The organism is Herbiconiux sp. L3-i23 (assembly GCF_023734115.1).
In the GTDB taxonomy this organism is placed as follows: Bacteria; Actinomycetota; Actinomycetes; order Actinomycetales; family Microbacteriaceae; genus Naasia.
This window is the reverse complement of sequence record NZ_AP025737.1, coordinates 542,310-562,503: the sequence shown is the minus strand read 5'-3', so window position 1 is coordinate 562,503 and position 20,194 is coordinate 542,310. Positions and strand designations below refer to the sequence as shown.

Here is a 20,194-nt window from a genome sequence, read left to right as displayed (position 1 = left end):
GGCGCCCGCGGCGCCGTTGTCACGACTGATGGTGGAGGGCCGAGCGTTCATCGCTTGCCTCCTCGTGCGGTGGCCACGCGACGGGCGATCAGCAGGGCGGCACCGGCGAGGAGCGCGACGCCGATCACGCCGCTCCACAGCCAGACGAGCGACTGCTGTTGCGCGGCGGGCTCGGCGGCGTCCTCCACGAGTGCCTTGGTGTCGAGCTGCTCGCCGTCGGCCTCCGATGTCGTGGCCGCTGCCGCTGTCGGCTCGACCGGATCGGTCTCCTCGATCAGCACCGGGACGGTCGCGACCGCACCGGACGCTCCGGAGACGACGATCTCCTGCTCACCGGTCGGCGCGTCGACCGGGATGACGAGGTCGGTCGTGCCCAGACCCGCCGAGTTCGTCGAGATCGCACCGAGGGGTGTCGCCCCCTCGACGAGAGCGACCTGGAACGTCTCCCCCGCAGGGAGTCCCGCGACGCTCATCTGCGCCGTGCCTCCGCGCACGAAGCTGTTGCCCGAGAGACCCACCTCCGGTGTCGTCACCGTGTCGGCGACGATCGGTGCGGGGGCGTCCGGCGCCGGACGGGCCGGGGCGGCCTGAGTCCCGTTGCCGACGACCTGCTCGGGCGTCACGACCTCGGGTGCCGTCACGGCGTCCGCGCGGACGGCGACGGGAGCCTGCCTGCCCTCGAACGGGACGGTGTAGAGCTGGTAGTTGCCGACGCCGGTCCAGTAGTACCCCGCGACGGTGAACTTGCCCGCCGGCACCGAGGCGAGCCCGGTGTCCATCCATTTGTAGACGGCCTTGCCCGGCTCGATCTTTGTCCACTTCTGCTCGCCGTACGGCGTGGTGACGCGGATGTCGACGGCGTGGGTGTCGTTGTTGCGCACGTACACGGCCATCGACACGGTCCCAGCGGGGGTCACGTCGAGCTTGTGGCTGGTCGCGAGCTTCACGACCGTGCCCGGCTCGGCGACCGGCGGCTGGACTGGCGCCGTCACCTGCACTCCGAGCGCGGTGCCCGGCTGCTTCGACTGCACGGCCGACGCACTGTCGACCAGCGTGACGGACCGGACGGTGAGCGCGGCGTCTCCGGCCGCGAGCGAGGTGAACCCGACGCTGCCGAGGTCGACCTGACCGGCCTGCCCGTCGGAGGTGCCGAGCCGCGTCACCGAGAAGGTGACGACTGCGGCGCCGCCGGTCTCGTCGACGGTGGCGCTGTAGAGCCCGTCGAATTCGCTCGCCACCGAGTTCGGGTCGAACGCGACCTTGGTGGGGTCGAAGCCGATCTCGACCGACGCGGCGTAGAGGTCGTCGCTGGCGTCGGCGCGCAGCGTGACACCGACGTTCTCGCCGATCCCGAGCTTCGTGGCGCTCGGAGTCGCGACGACACCCGTGCCTTCATTGAGTGACGCGGCGCTCACGGTGAGCACCGAGGCGGGGGCGGCGACGAGGGCGCAGCCGGCGGCGACGCCGATCACCCACTTCCGCCGTGATGTGAGACCTCGCGTCATGCGTCGAGGGCCGTTCTCTGAGCGATGTCGTGCGGGCGTGCAGGCATGGCGAAGAGCCACCTCCAGGAGGGTCGGTGGTGCAGGAGAAAGGGGGAGATCACAGTGAACTGCACGCGTGTTTCGCCGCGGGGGCGCCACTGTTACGCCGGAGTTTCAGCTACTCGAAGGAATTCCCGAAGGTTTTCCCAATCGGGATGTGCGTATGTGCCGGAATTCCTCGAGGCGGGCGGAACCACCGGCTCTCGAGCGGTCAGTTCGAGCGGTCGGTGTCCGTCGCGCTCGCCCGCAGGTCGGCGAGGAGGCTGAGGACGTGGGCGACGTCCTCGGGTCCGTCGACGCGGTGGTCGGCGACCGTCGTGCCGCTGCCGATCTTGAGTGCCAGGTCGCCGTCGCCGAGCGCCTCGAACGCGTCCTCGTCGGTGACGTCGTCGCCCGCGTAGAAGACGGCGCTCGCACCGGTGTAGCGGCGCAGGTGCTCCACCGCCTCGCCCTTCGTCGTCGATCGGACGGAGAACTCGAGGACGTCCTTGCCGCGCCGCACCGTCAGATCGTCGACCTCGGCGTGAGCCTCGGAGAGGGCGACGAGATGCGCGATCCGGCTGTTGCGCTCGGTGGCGAGGCGGGTGTGCAGCGCGAATCCCGCCGGCTTCGTCTCGATCCACACGTCGTCGACGTTGTCGGCGACCTGGTCGAGCACGTCGCCGAGGAGACCGAGCCGGGCCTGCTCCTCCTCGCCGAGGGTGAACACTTCGTCGGGCGAGTCGAGACGCACCTCGATGCCGTGCGAGCCGACGAGGATCGTGTCGTCCCCCGCCCCGGAGACCTCCTCCAACGAGTCGAGCGCGCGACCCGATACGAACGCCACACGGGTTCCGGGAAGGGTGAGGATCCGGTCGACGGCCGCCCGCGCCTCGGGCAGCGCGCGAGCCTTCGCCGGGTCGTCGACCGTCGGAGCGAGGGTGCCGTCGAAGTCGAGGGCGACGAGCAGGCGCGGGGTGGCGGCGAGCCGACGCAGCGCATCGCGGAGGTCGCGCGGCACCGCGGACCCGGTCCCGCCCGAGTGGACGCCGACGGAGTCGTTCATGCGTCCCCCGGATCGGCGACGTCGGGGGCGCCCGCCGGGCTCGCCTTGCGGAGCACGTCGAGGAAGCTCGCCGACCAGAACTCGACGTCATGCTCGCGCACCCGCTTGCGCAGCGACCGCATCCGCGTCTGCCGTTCCTTCTTCGTCATCGACACCGCGGTCATCATCGCGTCCTTCAGGCCCTCGATGTCGTGCGGGTTGATCAGGAGCGCGCTCTTCAGCTCGTCGGCGGCGCCGGCGAACTCGCTGAGTACGAGCACCCCGCCCTCGTCGATGCGGCTCGCGACGTACTCCTTGGCGACGAGGTTCATTCCGTCGCGCAGAGCGGTGACGAGCATCACATCGGCGGCGAGGAACAGAGCCACCATCTCGTCGCGCGGGTAGCTCTGGTGCAGGTAGTTGATGGCTTGATGGCCGATGTGCCCGTAGTCGCCGTTGATGCGCCCGACCGTCAGCTCGATCTCGTCGCGGAGGGTCTTGTAGGTCTCGACGCGTTCCCGGCTGGGGCTCGCCACCTGCACGAGCATCGAGCTCTCGACATCGAGCCGCCCGTCGGCGAGCAGCTCGCCGAAGGCCTTCATGCGATGCCCGATGCCCTTGGTGTAGTCGAGCCGGTCGACGCCGAGCATGATGATCGCCGGGTCGCCGAGTTCGCGCCGGATCTCCGCCGCCCGCGCCTGAACCTCGGCGGTCCGCGCGAGCTCCTCGTACCCGGCGACGTCGATCGAGATCGGGAAGTGGCGGGCGACGACGTGCCGCATCTCCGTGCTGCCGTCGGGGCGCGTCTCGGGCACCTCGAGGTGCGTGCCCTTCGCCGAGTAGCCGAACAGGCGACGCACGGCGCGGGCGAAGTTGCCGGCGTCGGCGGCGCGCTGGAAGCCGATGACGTCGGCCCCGAGGAGGCCGGCGACGATCTGCTTGCGCCACGGAAGCTGCGAGTAGATGCCGTAGGCGGGGAACGGGATGTGGTTGAAGAACCCGATCGTGAGATCGGGCCGCTGTTCGCGCAGCATCGCGGGCACGAGCTGCAGCTGGTAGTCCTGCACCCAGACGAGCGCCTTCTCGTCGGCCACCTTCGCGGCGGCGTCCGCGAAACGCTGGTTCACCCGCACGTACGCCTCCCACCACTCCCGGTGGTACGAAGGCTGCGCGATCACGTCGTGGTAGAGGGGCCAGAGGGTGTCGTTCGAGAAGCCCTCGTAGTAGTCGGCGACCTCGTCCTCGGACAGCGGCACCGGGACGAGCCAGGCCCCGTCGTTCTCGAAGGGCTCGAACTCGCGATCCGCGATGCCGGGCCACCCCACCCATGCGCCGTCGTTGGCCTGCATGACCGGTTCGAGCGCCGTCACGAGACCCCCGGGCGAACGCTGCCACTGCCCGTCGCCGCCGTGCTCGACCCGGTCTACGGGGAGCCTGTTGGAGACGACGACGAAACCGAAGGTGTTCTGCGGGGTGGCGATGATGCTGTCCGATCCTCGTGGGTCGGGACCTGAGTCTAGCGAGGGGGCGTCCACGGGCCCTGAGGAATGGTCGCGTGACAGGCTTGCGGGATGGACGAGATCGAGATGGCGCGGATCGGAGGCGGCACGATCGTCCTGACCGACGCGCGCCGCGGGGCGCGATGGAGCGTCGACCTCGAACCGTTCGAGATCGGCGTCTTCGCGGTGACCGAGGAGCAGATGGCCGACCTGCTCGGAATCGCCGCCGCCGAGCCGCGGCGGCCGGCGACGCAGGCCAGCTGGCTGCGCGCGATCCGCTTCTGCAACGCCGCCTCCGAGTGGGAAGGCCTCGATCCGGCCTACGGTTTCGACGGCGAGGAGGTGACCTGGCACGTCGACTCCGACGGCTACCGCCTCCCCACCGAGGCGGAGTGGGAGTTCGCGTGCCGCGCCGGGTCCACGGCGGCGCAGTACGGGCCGCTCGCCGAGGTCGCCTGGTCGAACCTCGACGGCGTCACCGCCGCACAGGAGGTGGGCGGCAAGCTGCCGAATCTCAACGGGCTGTTCGACACCCTCGGCAACGTGTGGGAGTGGTGCTTCGACCTGCTCGACCCCGATGGGGACGGTTCCCGCGTGTTCCGGGGCGGCGGCTTCGCCGACGATGCCTGGAGCGTTCGCGCGTCGACCCGCCGCGGCGCCGCGCCGCGGACCACGCACGCCGACGTCGGCTTCCGACTCGCCCGCGGGGGCTTCGATGCGGACGGTGCCGCGCAGGTGTGGTCGGCGGCCGCCGAGCGCTGACCCGCGTGGATCAGTCGTCGATCAGGAGCGCGGTGCCGCGTCCTCCTCGCTCGCGCGTTCGACGTCGTCGACCAGCTCGTCGTGCACGATGAGGTCGCGGCGGTAGTTGCCCGTGCGGTAGCCGGCGCGGCCGATCATGTGCGCCGACATGGGGCTGACGAGCAGCTGCAGCAGGATGGTCGGTGCGATCACGAGGAGCGTCGCCCAGTTGCCCGCCTCGAGCGCGACGGCCGCGAGCACGCTGATCAACCCGAGGATCTGCGGCTTCGTCGCCGCGTGCATCCGGCTGAGCGCGTCGGGGAAACGGATGAGTCCGACACCGGCGGCGACGGAGAGGGCCGCGCCGAGCACCAGCAGTAGGGCGGCGACGATGTCGATCACGTCGATCTCAGGAGCCATGGTGCACCTCGTGCTGATCGTGCGCCTTATCGTGCTTCGACACGTACCGTGCGACGGCGATCGACCCGAACACCGCGGTTCCCGCGAGCACCAGGACGACCGGCAGGGTGCGGGTGTGCCCGTTCAACGCCATCTCGGTGCCGAGCACCAGGATGAGGGTCGTCAGCATCACGTCGGAGGCGATCATCCGGTCGAGGATCGTCGGGCCGCGCACGATGCGGTACAGCACGAGCAGCGCCGCGGCGGAGAGGAGGACGCCGGCGAGGACGTGCAGCAGGGTCAGGATGCTCATGAGTCGCTCCTGCATCGCTCATCGGAGGCGGTGAGCTCGTCGCGCGACCCGAGAGCGCGCAGCAGAGCACGTTCGGTGACCAGCACCCGTCGGCGGACCTTCTCGATCGCCTCGGCGGTTTCGGCGTTGAGCACGTGGAGGAACAGGGTCGACCCCGTGCGGTCGACCTCGAGGATCAGCGATCCGGGCACGAGGGAGATCGCGATCGCCGTGAGCGTCATGACGAAGTCGGACTTCGTGGTCAGCTTCACCTCGATGACGGACGACTTCACGACTTTGCCGAAGTGCAGTGCGAGACCCGCGACCTGGAAGGACCCGGCGATCACCTGACGGGCGAAGTCGACGAGGAAGACGAGCAGCCACCACGGGTTGAATCGGCCGGACAGCTGCACGGGAGGCAGTTCGAAGATCTGCGTCACCGCGATCGCGACGACGATGCCCATGATGATGTCGATCGGGGTGAACGAGCCCCAGAGGAACAGCCACAGCAGCACGAGCACGACCAGCAGCGGCGCCTGCTGGATCAGCGTCTTGCGCAGACTGATCCGACGCGACGGGTGCAGCTCTTCCGCGGTCATCGCTCCTCCCCCAGCACGCTCGACACGTATCTCTCGGTTCCCTGCAGGTCGGCGCCCGCACGGGAGGCGAGGTCGTAGAGCGGGCCGGCCAGCACGGTCAGGGCGACGCCGAGCGCCACCATGCCGGCCGTCGCCGCCACCATGAGCGCCGGCACCGGGCGGGTGCGGGTGGTCGTCGACGCGTACGGGTCGCCGTGCAGCGACTCGGTCAGGTACGACTCGTAGCCCTCGACCTCGTCGCGGCCCCGCCAGAACGCGAGGTTCCAGGTGCGGGCGAGCGGGTACAGCGTGAGCAGCGAGACGAGGACGGCGACGCCCATCAACGTGTACGCCAGCGGTGTCGCGACCTCGGCCGACGCCTCGAGCAGTCCGAGCTTGCCGATGAACCCCGAGAACGGCGGGATGCCGCCCAGGTTGAGCGCGGGGATGAAGAACAGCACGCCGATGACGGGCGACGCCTTGAGCAGCCCGGCGAGGTCGCCGACGTTGGTCGTGCCGCCCTTGCGCTCGATGAGTCCCGTCGCGAGGAACAGCGTGGTCTGCACGACGATGTGATGGATCGTGTAGAAGATCGCCGCCGCCACTCCCGCCGCGGTGCCCAACCCCACCCCGAGCACCATGTAGCCGATGTGGCTGACGAGGGTGAACGAGAGCATCCGCTTGATGTCGGCTTGCGCTATCGCACCGAGGATGCCGACCACCATCGTGAGCAGGGCGACGATGAGCAGCACGTCGTTCAGCTCGGGGGTCGGGAAGAGGATCGTCTCGGTGCGGATGATCGCATAGACGCCCACCTTGGTGAGCAGACCCGCGAACACCGCGGTGACCGGCGCGGGCGCCGTCGGATAGGAATCCGGCAGCCAGAACGACAGCGGGAACACGGCCGCCTTGATGCCGAAGGCGAGCAGCAGCAGCACGTGCAGCAGCGTCTGCAGTTCGCCCGGAAGATCGGCGATGCGCTCGGACAGCTGCGCGATGTTGACCGTACCGGTGGCGGCGTAGAGCATCGAGATCGCGGCGAGGAACAGCAGCGACGACATCAGGCTGACCACGATGTAGGTGGTGCCGGCGCGGATGCGCGGCTCGGTGCCGCCGAGGGTCAGCAGCACGTAGCTCGCGACGAGCAGGATCTCGAAGCCGACGTAGAGGTTGAACAGGTCGCCGGCGATGAACGCGTTGAACACTCCGGCACCGAGCACGAGGTAGGCCGGGTAGTAGATCGAGACGGGGGTGTTGTCGCCCTCGTCCTCGTCGGCGAGACCCTGCCCGACCGCGAAGATGAGGACGGCGAGCAGCACTGCCGCCGAGACCGAGACCATGAGCGCCGACAGCCGGTCGACGACGAGGGTGATGCCGAACGGCGCGGGCCACCCGCCGACGTTCATCACGAGCGGGCCGTCTCGGTCGACGACGACGGCGAGGATGACGCCGACCACCAGCACGGTCGCGAGCACGCCGACCGTGACGAGCCGCTGCAGGCGAGGCTTGCGGTAGGTGAGCAGGGCGAACGCCGCACCGAGCAGGGGCAGCAGTACGGGGAGCGGAACGAGGCTGATCATGATCGCTTCCCCTCCTCGTTCGCTTCGTCTTCCATCGCGCGCGGCCTCACGTCGAGGTCGGTCGCGCCCGCCACGGCCGCATCGGCCCGGACCCCGAACTCGGTGTCGTCCTCGTCCGCGTCGGGCATCTCGGGTTCCTGCGCGAGGCGGGTGCGCAGGGCGACGTCGTCGGGATCGACGGTGAGCGCGTCCTCCTTCGCGAGCCGCCACGATCGGTAGACGAGCGCCATGAGGAACGCGGACACCGCGAAGGTGATGACGATGGCCGTGAGGATCAGCGCCTGCGGCAGCGGATCGGCGAAGGTCGCCGGGTCGGTCTCGCCGTCGACGATCGGGGCGGTGCCCGACGGGCCGGAGACGATGAGCAGCAGGATGTTGGTCGCGTTGCCGATCAGCAGGAAGCCGAGGATGACGCGGGTCATGCTCTTCTCGAGCAGCAGGTAGACGCCGCACGCGTAGAGCACGGCCATGGTGATGAGCAGGGCGAGGGACACGGTCATCGGACGGCCTCCCCCGTTGTCTCGCTGTTGCTGTCAGTGCTGTCGGTGCTGTCGGCCTCGTCCGGCTCGATGGTGGCGAGTCCGCCGGCGGCCTCGTCGTCCTCTTCCTCCTGCTGGCGGTCGACCTCGCCGCCGAGGCTGCGCAGGATGTCGAGGACCAGGCCGATGACGACGAGGTACACGCCCACGTCGAACAGGGTGGAGGTGACGAAGACGATCTCGCCGAACCAGCCGAGGTCGAGCTCGAACCAGGTCGAGGTGAGCGCGTCGGCGCCGAAGAACAACGGGACGAAGGCCGTGCCGACCGCGAAGGCGAGGCCGCTGCCGAGCAGAGCGCCCGCGTTCACGGGAGCGGCGGCGGCCAACTCGAACCGGCCCGCCGCGAGGTAGCGGGCGACGAGCGCCAGGCCCACGACGAGGCCCCCCGCGAAGCCGCCGCCGGGCGCGTTGTGCCCGACGAGCAGGAGGTAGAGCGACACGACGATCAGCGCGTGGAAGACGAGGCGCACGACGACCTCGAGCAGGATCGACCGGTTGCGCGGCGCGAGGGTGCGACCCGCGAGCAGCCATGGGCCGCGCTCGCTGTCGACCCGATCCTTCCGGGCCGTCTCGAGGTCGCGGATGCCGCGACCGGAACGCCGCGCGAAGTCGGGCATCCGGTCGCTGCGGCTCGAGATGAAGACGAGGCTCGCGACACCGGTCGCGGCGGCGATGAGAACGCTGAGCTCGCCCATCGTGTCCCAACCGCGCAGGTCGACGAGGGCGACGTTGACGACGTTCATGCCGTGCCCGCCCTCGTAGGCGAGCTCGGGGAACATCTCGGAGATGGGGGTCGCCGTCCGTGCGCCGAGGGCGACCACGGCGATGACCGACATGAGGATGCCGACCGCCGCGCCGAGCAGTGCCCGACCGAACTTGAAGCGGCTGCCGTTGCGCTCGCCGAGCCGTGCGGGCAGCCGCCGCAGCACGAGCACGAAGGCGACGAGGGTGACGAGTTCGACGAGCACCTGGGTGAGGGCGAGGTCGGGTGCGCCGTGCAGGGTGAACAGCACGGCCATGCCGAGTCCGGTCACGCCGACCAGGACGACGGCCTGGAAACGCTTGCTCGCCACGGTGGTCGCGACGGCGGCGACGATCATGATCGCCCCGATGACGACCTGATAGGGGCTGTCCCAGAGCCGTGCTTCGGTGGGCCAATCGGGCACGCGGGCCACCGCGGCGCCCGCGCTGATCACCAGGACGATGAGGATGATCGCGAGGTAGTAGGGCAGCGACCCGCGCTGCACGGTCGCGGTGACGCGCGCCGCGCTGCGGTCGACGAACTGCAGCACCCCGCGGTACGCGTCGGCGGCCATGGTGCGGCGGCGCGGCTCGGATCCCTCGCCCGCCTCTGCGCGGCGGCGCAGCCAGAACAGGGTGAAACCGAGCACCAGGGTTCCGGCCGAGATGAGGAGGGCCGGCTCGAGGCCGTGCCAGAGCGCGAGATGGTAGACGTGCTCCCCCGCGGGCAGCGCGTCGGCGGCGGGCGCGATCGTCGCGTCGACGAAGGAAGCGGCGGGGCCGAGGACCAGGCCAGCGAGCGCGAGCAGCGCCGGCGACGCCACGAAGCTGCGGCGTTCGCGCTTGCCGAGCAGCGGTTCGACGCCGGGCTTCGACCAGAACGCTCCCCAGACGAACCGGGTGGCGTAGGCGACGGTGAACACCGATCCGACCGCGACGCCGACCAGCGCGACCCAGCCGATCAGCTGTCCGGATTCGGCCGCCTCGAGCAGGCTGGTGAGGGCCGCCTCCTTGGCGACGAAGCCGAGGAGAGGCGGAACGCCCGCCATCGACGCCGCGGCGAGGATGCCGACGGCGGCGAGCACGGGGGCTCGACGGCCGAGGCCTGAGAGTCGGCGCAGGTCTCGGGTGCCCGCCCGGTGGTCGACGATGCCGACGGTGAGGAACAGCGCCGACTTGAACAGGGCGTGGCCGAGCAGCAGCGCGAGCCCCGCGAGGAGGGTGTCGCGGGTGCCGTAGCCGATCACGACGGTGAGGAATCCGAGCTGGCCGACCGTGCCGTAGGCGAGCAGCAGCTTCAGGTCGGTCTCGCGCATCGCACGCCAGCCGCCGAGCAGCATGGTGAGCACGCCGAGGACGACGAGCGATTCGCGCCACCCGGATACCTCGGCGAAGCCGGGAGCGAGGCGCGCGATGAGGTAGAGGCCCGCCTTCACCATCGCGGCGGCGTGCAGGTAGGCGCTCACCGGGGTGGGCGCGGCCATGGCGCCCGGCAGCCAGAAGTGGAACGGGAAGATGGCCGACTTCGTGACGGCCCCGACCAGGACGAGGAGCACGGCGACGGTGACGACCGGCCCGGTGGGGGCAGCGGCCACCAGCTCGCCGAGGTTCGAGGTGCCGGCCTCGGTCGAGAGCAGCACCAGGCCGGCGAGCATCGAGAGCCCGCCGAGGGTCGTGACGAGCAGCGCCTGCAGCGCCGCCGCACGGCTCGCCCGACGCCCGGTGCTGTGGCCGATCAGCAGGTAGGAGAAGACCGTGGTCAGCTCCCAGAAGACGAACAGCAGGTAGACGTCGTCGGCGACGACGAGGCCGTACATCGACCCGGCGAAGGCGGTGAGGATCCCCGCGAACCGGCCGAGCCCCGGCTCGTCGCTGCGGAAGTAGCGGATGCAGTAGAGCATCACGAGCGCGCCGACGCCGGTGGCGACCATCGCGAGCAGCCACGCGAGGGGGTCCATGCGCAGGTCGAGGGTGAGCCCCAGCTGCGGAACCCATTCGGTGCGTTCGACGAGCGGGGTGCCGGCGAGGATTCCGGGAGCGGCGATGCACGCGTGCACGAACCCGGCGAGAGCGGGCAGTGCCGCGAAGGCGAACGCCTTGGTGCCGAATCGCGGGACGAGAGCGGGAACGACGAGGGCGGCGATGGCGAACGCGCAGAGGAGGAAGAGCATGTTTCCTCCGTACGTCAGGCGGCCAATGGTCGTCGCGTGCGGTCACCGATGAAGATCGAGTCCGACGTTCCTTATTTTAGGCGGCACGAGCGCGCGAACCTGACTGTTTACGCTCAGAGCGTGAGCACTGAGCGTGCCGCCTCGACGAGCGGCGCCTCGTAACCCGACCCGTGCGACGCCGCGTGGACGGCGAGGGGGTGCAGCTGGTGCAGCGGGATGCGCTGCCGCCACCCGTCGCGCAAGGGATGCTCCTCGTCGTAGCCGGTGAGGATGTCATCGAGGTACGGGCAGCCGAAGAGGTCGAGCATCGCGAGGTCGGTCTCGCGGTGACCGCCGTGCGCCGCGGGGTCGATCAATACGACGCCCGCGGGCGACCAGAGCACGTTGCCGTTCCAAAGGTCGCCGTGCAGTCGGGCGGGAGCGTCGTCGTCGTCGAAGTCGCCGCCTGCGATGCGGTCGCACGCGGCGCGGACGAGCGCAGCCGCGTCCGGTCGGACGTGACCACGGGCGACCGCCTTCTCGAGGTAGGGCAGCACCCGATCGGCCGCGTAGAACGCACCCCAGCTCCGGACGGCGGTCGAGACGGCGAGGCCCTGACGGCCGATGAAGCACGGCCCGCCCCAGCCATCGGGAGGCGCACCGAACCCCGCGGCTCCGGCGTCGTGCGTGCGGGCCAGGGCGGCGCCGAAGTCGCGGGCGGCGCGGGCGCCCGGACGGGACTCGTCGACCCGCAGGGTCTCGATGAAGCCCGGTCCGAAGTCGACGACCTGCGCGACACCGGCGCCCCGCTCGGGCATCGCCTCGGCGAGCCACTCGAGGCCCGCCGCCTCGGCCTCGAAGAACGAGGCCGGCGCGTTGGCGCGCTCCTTGCGAATCGTTCGCCGCTCGATCTCCACCTGTTCATGTTAGGGAGCACGTCGGTGACCGCGCGTTTCCCTGCGCGGCGTACATTCTGGAGACGTGATCAAGGTCGGAATGAGCACCAGTTGCGTTTTCCCCGAGAGCATCGCGACCGCCTTCGGGATGGCCAAGCAGGCCGGGTTCGACGGGGTCGAGGTGATGATCACCCAGGATCCCGTGACCCGTGATGCCGAGCGCCTGCTCGCGCTGTCGCACGAATACGGCATGCCGATCCTCTCGGTGCACGCCCCCGTGCTGCTGCTCACGCAGCTCGTCTGGGGCACCGATCCGCGGCGCAAGCTCGAGCGCTCGGCCGAGCTCGCCGCCGCGGTCGGGGCGAGCACCGTGGTCGTGCATCCGCCGTTCCGTTGGCAGCCGAAGTACGGACGGACCTTCCTCGACGCGGTCGCGACGATCTCGAAGGCCAGTGGGGTCGAGATCGCGGTCGAGAACATGTTCACCTGGCAGGTGCGCGAGCGCGAGGTGAAGGTGTACGCGCCGGGGTGGGATCCGACGACCTTCGACTGCGACGCGGTCACGCTCGACTTCTCGCACGCCGCCCTGTCGGGACGCGACTCGCTCGAGATGGCGCGGGAACTGGGCAGCCGCCTGCGTCACGTCCATCTCTGCGACGGCGCCGCGCAGCCGGGCGACGGCAGGATCTTCGACGAACACCTCGTACCCGGGACCGGACGTCAGCCCGTTGCCGAGACGCTGCGCCTTCTGACCGACGGCGGCTGGTCGGGATCGATCGTCGCCGAGGTCAACACCCACGGCGCGGGCGACCGCGAGGCGCGCCTCGACATGCTGCGGCAGACCCTGGCATTCGCCCGTCGTCACACGGCGCCCGCGACCCGAGCAGTGCCCTCCTCGAGCACCGCTCGCTGACCCCTCCCGCAGTGTCCGCTTCTGCTGGTTAGATCGAGCGGACACGACGCGGTGCCGGTGGCACGGCGCCGCCCGATGCGAGGAGAGACGATGAGCACCGACACGACGAGTGCCGATCCGCGGACCACGACCTCGAGCGCGCCGTCGAGCACCGCTCACGACGTGATCCGCGTCCAGGGTGCGCGCGAGAACAACCTGAAGGACATCAGCGTCGAGCTGCCGAAGCGGCGTCTCACCGTGTTCACCGGAGTGTCCGGTTCGGGCAAGAGCTCCCTGGTGTTCGGCACCATCGCCGCCGAGTCGCAGCGCCTCATCAACGAGACCTACAGCGCGTTCGTGCAGGGCTTCATGCCGACCCTCGACCGGCCCGAGGTCGACGTGCTCGAGGGCCTCACCACCGCGATCATCGTCGATCAGGAACGGATGGGCGCGAACGTCCGCTCGACGGTCGGCACCGCCACGGATGCGAACGCGATGCTGCGCATCCTGTTCAGCCGCCTCGGCCAGCCCTATGTCGGCTCGCCTCAGGCGTTCTCGTTCAACGTCGCCTCCATCTCGGGCGCCGGTGCCGTCACGTTCGAGAAGGCCGGGGTGAAGACCAAGGAACGCCGGGACTTCCAGATCACCGGCGGCATGTGCCCCCGCTGCGAGGGAATGGGCTCGGTCTCCGATCTCAACCTCGCCGAGCTCGTCGACGAGTCGAAGTCGCTCGCCGAGGGCGCTGTGAAGGTCCCCGGGTACACCGCCGACGGCTGGATGGTGCGCATCTACGCCGCCGTCGTGCCCACCGACATCCCGATCTCGTCGTTCACCGAGAAGCAGCGGCACGAGCTGCTCTACGGGGAGCAGCGCAAGATCAAGTTCGAGGGAATGAACCTCACCTACGAGGGCCTGGTGAACAAGGTGCAGAAGTCGATCCTGTCGAAGGACATCGACGCGCTGCAGCCGCACGTGCGCGCCTTCGTCGAGCGCGTCGCGACCTTCCAGCCGTGCCCGGAATGCAAGGGGACCCGACTCAACGAGGGCGCCCGGTCGTCGAAGATCAAGGGGCTGAGCATCGCCGACGCCTGCGCGATGCAGATCAGCGACCTCGCCGACTGGGTGCGCGACCTCGACGAGCCGAGCGTCGCTCCCCTGCTGGCGAACCTGCGGCACACCCTCGACTCGTTCACCGAGATCGGGCTCGGCTACCTGTCGCTCGACCGGCCGGCCGGCACCCTGTCGGGCGGCGAGGCGCAGCGCACCAAGATGATCCGCCACCTCGGATCCTCCCTCACCGACGTCACCTACGTCTTCGACGAGCCGACCGTCGGACTGCACCCGCACGACATCCAAAGGATGAACACGCTGCTGCTGCAGCTGCGCGACAAGGGCAACACCGTGCTCGTCGTCGAGCACAAGCCCGAGGCGATCGCCATCGCCGACCACGTCGTCGACCTCGGGCCGCGCGCCGGCACCGAGGGCGGCGAGGTCATGTTCGAGGGCACCGTGGAGGGGCTGCGCGCGAGCGGCACCCTCACCGGGCGTCACCTCGACGACCGGGCGACGCTGAAGGAGTCGGTGCGGACCCCCTCCGGAGCGCTCGAGATCCGCGGGGCGTCGTCGAACAACCTGAGGGACGTCGACGTCGACGTGCCGCTCGGCGCCCTCGTGGTTGTCACCGGCGTCGCGGGTTCCGGCAAGAGCTCGCTGATCCACGGATCGGTTGCGAGCCGCGACGACGTCGTGTCCATCGATCAGACCGCCATCCGCGGATCGCGACGCAGCAACCCGGCCACCTACACCGGCCTGCTCGAGCCGATCCGCAAGGCGTTCGCGAAGGCGAACGGGGTGAAGCCCGCGCTGTTCAGCTCGAACTCCGAGGGCGCCTGCCCGGTGTGCAACGGCAACGGCGTCATCTTCACCGACCTCGGGCCGATGGCGAGCGTCTCGACGATCTGCGAGGTGTGCCAGGGCAAGCGGTTCCAGGCGTCGGTGCTCGAGTACACGCTCGGCGGCAAGGACATCAGCGAGGTGCTCGCGATGTCGGTCGCCGAGGCCGAGGCCTTCTTCGAGTCCGGCGATGCGAAGACTCCTGCGGCGCACGCGGTGCTCGACCGCCTCGTCGATGTCGGACTCGGCTACCTGAAGCTCGGTCAGCCGCTCACGACACTGTCGGGCGGCGAGCGCCAGCGGCTGAAGCTCGCGACGCACATGGGCGAGAAGGGCAGCATCTACGTGCTCGACGAGCCGACGACCGGTCTGCACCTCGCCGACGTCGAGCAGCTGCTCGGGCTGCTCGATCGGCTGGTCGACTCGGGCCGCTCGGTCATCGTGATCGAGCACCACCAGGCCGTGATGGCGCACGCCGACTGGATCATCGACCTCGGTCCCGGCGCGGGCCACGACGGCGGCACGGTCGTCTTCGAGGGCACCCCCGCCGACCTGGTCGCCGACCGGAAGACCCTGACGGGCGAGCACCTGGCGAGATACGTCGGCGCCTGACTCGCCCACTTCACCCCGTACTCCGGAGATAACACGGGGTGAAGTGGGCGAGTCGAGGTCAGGCGGGAGCGGCGACCAGGCCCAGTGCGCGGGCCGAGCGGCGGCGGGCGAGAGCGATGAGCGTCACGATCGCGCTGATCAGCGCCCACAGGAGCAGCGAGACGACGCCGCTGACGACGCCCGCGGGGCCCGATCCGGTGATGATCGCCTGCATTCCGTCGACCGCGCCGGTGAGCGGCAGCAGCGGGCTCAGCGCGCGGAACGGCTCCGAGATCAGCTCGATCGGGTAGAGCCCGCCCGTCGAGATCAGCTGCAGCGCGAGCACGACGAGCGAGACGACCAGCCCGCCGCGTCCGAAGACCGTCGTCAGCATCGCGTGGATGGCGGCGAACGCGACGGCGACGAGTAGCGCGAACGGCAGCGTCGCACCGATCGCACCCCACGCAACGCCGAGGGCCGTGTGCAGGAGCACGACGAGGAGCACCGCCTGCACGGCGCCGAGTGCGGCAGCCCGACCGATGGTGCGGAACGCGATCCTCCCGGTGGAGGCGGCGGTCACGAGGGTGCGACGCGTCGGGGCGCCGAGCACGAGGAATACGGCGAGCGCGCCGATCCAGAGGCCGGCGGGAACGAGCAGGGTCGAGACGATCTGCGGGATGCTCGACACCTCGTTCTCCCGTGCGGTGGTCAGGCTGACGGGGTCGGCTGCGACGGAGGCGATCTGGTCGACCTCGTCCTCGGAGTATCCGGGAACCTGATCCGCTCCGCCCTGCAGGCCGTCGGCGAGCGTTCCCGCCCCGTCCGCCAGCTGGGAGGCGCCCGTCGCCGACTGGCCGATGCCCGTCGAGAGCTGCCCGATGCCGGTCGCGATCTGATCGAAGCCCGAGACGAGCGCGGGACCGTTCGCGGCGAGCTGCTGCGCGCCGCTCGCGGATTGGGCGACCCCGCTCTGCAGCGCGGCCGCGCCCTGGGCGCCCTGCTGCAGTCCCGGCGCGGCCTGGGCGTTGAGGGTGTCGAGGCCACCGGCGGCCTGTCCGACCGCCGCGGCCAACTGCTCGGCGGGGAGCAGCCCCGCGTTGTAGGCGGCGACGGCGTCCTTCAGACTCTGCGACACGGTGCCGACCGCACCGGTGTACTGGCTCACACCGGCGGGCAGCTGCTGGAGTCCCGCCGACTGACTGCTCGCCTGACCGAGCCCGGCGCTGAGCGACGCGACGCCGTCGGTGTAGGTTTCGAGCCCGCTCACCGCCTGCGCGGCCCCGCTCGCGGCGGTGCCGGACTGGGTCGCCGCTTCCGTGAGCCCGCTCGCGAGGGCCTGACCTCCGCTCTGCAGCTGCCGGGCGCCGTCGGCGGCCTGCGTCAGTTGTCCGCCGATCGAGCCGGTGCCGCCGACGAGGCCCGCGATGTACTGCTTCGACAGTTCGGTGCCGAAGATGGCCGCGAGCCCATCGCCGAGCGCGTCGGCGAGCGGTCCGGTGACATACCCGTGGGCGTCGTCGGTGACGAGCGAGAGGTTCGCCTGCACCGGGTTGTCGCCGCCGAGCGAGACCACCGACTTCGAGAAGTCTTCGGGGATGGTGATGACCGCGTACACGGACCCGTCGGCGAGGGCCTCGCGCGCCTCGTCCTCGCCCGTGATGGTCCAGTCGAACGCGGTCGCCGCGGCGCCGTCGCCGGCGTCTCCGCCGGTGAGCGCGGTGACGAGCAGCCGTCCGGCGACGATCGGCGTGGTGCTGCCGTCGGCGCCGGTCTGCTGCACCATCTCGTCCTGGTTGACGATGGCGGCGGGGATCCGCCCGTCCTCGCTGCCGACCGCGGAGAGAGCCCCCGCGAGGAGGCCGACGACGGCGAGCGGCACGAGCACGAGGGCGGCGACGGCCAGCGGCCGCCGAGAGACTCTGCGGCGGTTCGCCGCGACGGATGCGCTCATACGAGCACCGCCTTCCGGTCGAGGCTGGCGACGACGACGGGGCGTGCGGAGCCGAGTTGGGCGATCACCGGCGCCGAGATGGCGACGACGATCGTGGTCGTGGTGGGGAGCGCCGCGTCGAGCAGGCGCAGCCCGCGCTGGAGGGCCTCACCGCTCCACTCGCCGAGATCGATCACGACGACGGGTGTCGCTTCGGCGGCTCCCATGGCGGCCGCGAACGCGATGCGCGAGTCGCGCGGCAGCTCGTCGAGCCGTTCCTGCCCGTCGATGCGCGGCAGCCCTTCGGAGTGCAGGGCGCGGGCGGCGCGGTCGAGCACGGCCCTCTCGGCGCTGCGGCGACGTCCAATCGCGTACCAGGGGTGGCTCAGCGCGACGCGCTCGGCGATCAGTTCATGCACGGTCGCGCCGAGGTCGTCGGCGTTCCCCGCATCGACGACGGCGACGTGCCGGGCGACGGCGGCCGCGTCGCTCGGCAGCGGGCGTCGGGCGACCTGCGCCCGACCGGCCCGAGGGCTCACGCGTCCCGCCAGGGTGGCGAGCGCAGCGCGCCGCACCTCCGCGGCCCCGTCGAGCAGCACGATCGATCCGGTCTCGGCAGTGAAGTCGAGCGGCGAGTCGGTGCCCGCGACGACGAGGTCCTCCGCCGTGATCTGCGCGTTCCCGTCGAGGGAGTCGACCCAGCGCATCCCCTCACGGTGGCCTTCGAGCGCGGTGCCCTCGATGTCGATGTCGGGCAGGATGCGGTCGAGCCACTTCGGCAGGTACCAGGCCGCTCTGCCGCCGATCGACATCAGGGCGGGGATGAGCGTCATCCGGATCAGGAACGCGTCGACGAGGATGCCGACGGCGAGGCCGAGGGCGATCGGCTTGATCATCGCCATGCCCTCGGGCACGAACGAGAAGAAGACGAAGAACATGATGAGCGCCGCCGCGGTGACCACGCGGGCCGCGTGCGCGAAGCCGGTCGTCACCGAGCGTTTGGCGTCGCCGGTGCGCACGAACTCCTCGCGCATGCCGCTGACGAGGAAGACCTGATAGTCCATCGCGAGGCCGAAGAGCACGGCGATGAGGATGATGGGCAGGAAGCTGAGGATCGGCCCCGCCTCGACGTGCAGCAGGTCGACGCCGTAGCCGAGCTGGAAGACGGCGACGACGCTGCCGAACGCGGCGATGACCGAGAGCAGGAAGCCGAGGGCGGCCGTGATCGGCACGAACAGCGACCGGAACACCATCATCAGCAGGATGATCGAGAGCCCGACGACGATGGCCCCGAACGGGAGCAGGGCCGCCATGAGGGTGGACGAGATGTCGGAGTACACGGCGGTGGCCCCGGTGACCTGGATCGGGGTGTCGTACTCGTCGGCGATCCGCGGCTCGAGGGCGCGGATGTTCGACACCAGTTCCGCGGTCTCGGGCGAATCGGGGGCGCTCTCGGGGATGACCTGGATGATCGCCGTGTCGAGGGTCGCGTTCGGGATGCCCGAGCCGACGCGGGCGACGTCGTCGAGCTCGGCGATCTCGTCGCCGATCGCCTTGAGGTCGTCGAGCACGTCGGTGGTCTGCGTGATGTCGACGAGCACGACGAGCGGCCCGTTGCGCCCCGCGCCGAACTCGTCGGCGATGATGTCGTACGCCTGACGCGTCGAGGTGTCGCGGGGTTCTGAGCCCGCGTCCGGCAGGCTCAGCTGCAGCTGGAGCGCAGGGATCAGCATGGCGCCGAGCAGCGCGATGAGACCGAGCGCGATCGGGATGGGCGCCTTGAGGACGCCCCGCACCCAGCGCAGCCCGAAGGACGGCTTCGACGAGGTGGCGTCGGGCAGCGCCGCGAGCGCCCGCCGGTGCGCGCGGGAGCCGGCCTTCGGCACGAGCCGCGCGCCGGCGAGGCCGAGCAGCGCGGGCAGGAGGGTCACTGAGGCGAGCACGGCGACGAGTACCGCGCCGGCGGCGCCGACGCCCATCACCGAGAGGAACGGGATGCCGACGACGAGCAGTCCGAGCAGCGCGATGATCACCGTGATGCCGGCGAAGACGACGGCACTTCCGGCGGTGGCGACGGATACTCCCGCCGATTCGCGTGGATCCATCCCGGTCGCCAACTGGTTGCGGTGCCGCGAGATGATGAAGAGCGAGTAGTCGATGCCGACCGCGAGGCCGATCATCAGGCCGAGCACGGGGGCGGTCGACGAGACGGGAGTGAAGGCGGCCGCAGCGAGCAGGCCTGCCATCGCGATCGCGACGCTGACGAGCGCGACGACGAGCGGCATGCCGGCGGCGAGGAACGAGCCGAACGCGACGACGAGCACGGCGGCGGCGAACAGCACGCCGAGCCCCTCGGTGGGGCTCACGCCGAACGAGTTCTCCTGGAAGACGCCGCCGGTGAACTGCACGTTGAGACCCGCGTCCTCGCCCGTGGAGGCGGTCGCGAGGATGTCGTCGACGGTGGCGTCGGTGACGAGGTCCTGTTGTTCGGTGAGCGTGACCTGCACGAGCGCGACCCGCTCGCTCTCGGAGATCGCCTGCACCGCGTATTCGGAGAACGGCGACACCGCCGACTCGACCCCGTCGATGTCGGCGAGCTCGTCGACCGACGTCTCGATGGCTCCCTTGTAGGGCTCGTCCTCGACCGAGTCGCCGTCGGGCGCTTGGAAGACGACTGTCACGGTGGCGCCGGCGGTCTGCGGGAACACGGCGGCGAGCTTGTCGAGCGCTTCCTGCGACTCGGTGCCGGGGATGCGGAACGAGTTCTTCATCGTGCCGCCGAGCCCGACCGCGAGACCGCCGGCGAGGCCGACGAGCAGGAGCCACGAGACGATCACGCGCCAGGGACGCGAGTAGGCCCAACGGCCGAGGCGGTAGAGGAGGGTCGCCATGGGGTGCTTTCCTG

Annotated in this window: 15 protein-coding genes; 3 read left to right on the top strand and 12 right to left on the bottom strand. The window is 70.4% G+C overall.

Going from position 1 to position 20,194, the window contains the following annotated elements:
- Positions 1-47 precede the first annotated feature (47 nt).
- The 3 genes from NGH83_RS02680 to NGH83_RS02670 form a co-directional block, all read right to left on the bottom strand.
- Positions 48-1,505 (bottom strand): cohesin domain-containing protein, encoded by a 1,458-nt coding sequence (locus NGH83_RS02680; protein ID WP_251857530.1) that lies wholly within the window; start codon positions 1,503-1,505, stop codon positions 48-50.
- Positions 1,506-1,755: 250 nt separating this feature from the next.
- Positions 1,756-2,589 (bottom strand): trehalose-phosphatase, encoded by an 834-nt coding sequence (otsB, locus tag NGH83_RS02675; protein WP_251857529.1) that lies wholly within the window; start codon positions 2,587-2,589, stop codon positions 1,756-1,758.
- Positions 2,586-4,049, bottom strand: a complete 1,464-nt coding sequence (locus NGH83_RS02670) for a trehalose-6-phosphate synthase (RefSeq protein ID WP_251858430.1) — start codon at positions 4,047-4,049, stop codon at positions 2,586-2,588. Before NGH83_RS02670 ends, otsB begins: the two co-directional genes overlap by 4 nt.
- 90 nt (positions 4,050-4,139) lie before the next feature.
- Here NGH83_RS02670 and NGH83_RS02665 point away from each other — a divergent pair, with 90 nt between their 5' ends.
- Positions 4,140-4,829 carry an SUMF1/EgtB/PvdO family nonheme iron enzyme gene (locus tag NGH83_RS02665; protein WP_251857528.1) on the top strand — a complete coding sequence of 230 codons (690 nt, stop codon included), beginning with the start codon at positions 4,140-4,142 and terminating at the stop codon, positions 4,827-4,829.
- A gap of 21 nt (positions 4,830-4,850) precedes the next feature.
- Here the strand turns inward: NGH83_RS02665 and mnhG are convergent, their stop codons facing one another.
- From mnhG to NGH83_RS02630, 7 genes are all read right to left on the bottom strand, one after another.
- The gene (gene mnhG, locus NGH83_RS02660) at positions 4,851-5,228 is read right to left on the bottom strand and encodes a monovalent cation/H(+) antiporter subunit G (protein WP_251857527.1); all 378 of its coding nucleotides are present in this window, start codon (positions 5,226-5,228) and stop codon (positions 4,851-4,853) included.
- Positions 5,218-5,520 carry a monovalent cation/H+ antiporter complex subunit F gene (locus NGH83_RS02655; protein ID WP_251857526.1) on the bottom strand — a complete coding sequence of 101 codons (303 nt, stop codon included), beginning with the start codon at positions 5,518-5,520 and terminating at the stop codon, positions 5,218-5,220. The genes mnhG and NGH83_RS02655 overlap by 11 nt, the downstream gene beginning before the upstream one ends.
- Entirely contained in the window at positions 5,517-6,098 is a 582-nt protein-coding gene (locus NGH83_RS02650) for a Na+/H+ antiporter subunit E (RefSeq protein ID WP_251857525.1), read from the bottom strand. The genes NGH83_RS02655 and NGH83_RS02650 overlap by 4 nt, the downstream gene beginning before the upstream one ends.
- Positions 6,095-7,657 (bottom strand): Na+/H+ antiporter subunit D, encoded by a 1,563-nt coding sequence (locus NGH83_RS02645; RefSeq protein ID WP_251857524.1) that lies wholly within the window; start codon positions 7,655-7,657, stop codon positions 6,095-6,097. Before NGH83_RS02645 ends, NGH83_RS02650 begins: the two co-directional genes overlap by 4 nt.
- Positions 7,654-8,157, bottom strand: a complete 504-nt coding sequence (locus NGH83_RS02640) for a Na(+)/H(+) antiporter subunit C (RefSeq protein WP_251857523.1) — start codon at positions 8,155-8,157, stop codon at positions 7,654-7,656. Before NGH83_RS02640 ends, NGH83_RS02645 begins: the two co-directional genes overlap by 4 nt.
- On the bottom strand, positions 8,154-11,108 hold the full coding sequence (locus NGH83_RS02635) for a Na+/H+ antiporter subunit A (RefSeq protein ID WP_251857522.1): 2,955 nt from the start codon (positions 11,106-11,108) through the stop codon (positions 8,154-8,156). The genes NGH83_RS02640 and NGH83_RS02635 overlap by 4 nt, the downstream gene beginning before the upstream one ends.
- Before the next feature lie 113 nt (positions 11,109-11,221).
- Positions 11,222-12,004: a fructosamine kinase family protein gene (locus NGH83_RS02630; RefSeq protein WP_251857521.1), complete on the bottom strand. Its 783-nt coding sequence runs from the start codon at positions 12,002-12,004 to the stop codon at positions 11,222-11,224.
- A 64-nt stretch (positions 12,005-12,068) separates the two neighbouring features.
- Between NGH83_RS02630 and NGH83_RS02625 the strand changes: the two genes are divergently transcribed.
- Together NGH83_RS02625 and NGH83_RS02620 are read left to right on the top strand one after the other, a co-directional pair.
- Positions 12,069-12,896 carry a sugar phosphate isomerase/epimerase gene (locus tag NGH83_RS02625; protein WP_251857520.1) on the top strand — a complete coding sequence of 276 codons (828 nt, stop codon included), beginning with the start codon at positions 12,069-12,071 and terminating at the stop codon, positions 12,894-12,896.
- A gap of 90 nt (positions 12,897-12,986) precedes the next feature.
- Entirely contained in the window at positions 12,987-15,380 is a 2,394-nt protein-coding gene (locus NGH83_RS02620; protein ID WP_251857519.1) for an excinuclease ABC subunit UvrA, read from the top strand.
- A 58-nt stretch (positions 15,381-15,438) separates the two neighbouring features.
- Here the strand turns inward: NGH83_RS02620 and NGH83_RS02615 are convergent, their stop codons facing one another.
- Together NGH83_RS02615 and NGH83_RS02610 are read right to left on the bottom strand one after the other, a co-directional pair.
- A complete protein-coding gene (locus tag NGH83_RS02615) occupies positions 15,439-17,310 on the bottom strand; it encodes a YhgE/Pip domain-containing protein (protein ID WP_251857518.1) in 1,872 nt (623 codons plus the stop codon).
- Positions 17,307-20,180, bottom strand: coding sequence for an MMPL family transporter (locus NGH83_RS02610; RefSeq protein ID WP_251857517.1), 2,874 nt, complete (start codon positions 20,178-20,180; stop codon positions 17,307-17,309). The genes NGH83_RS02615 and NGH83_RS02610 overlap by 4 nt, the downstream gene beginning before the upstream one ends.
- Positions 20,181-20,194: the final 14 nt, after the last annotated feature.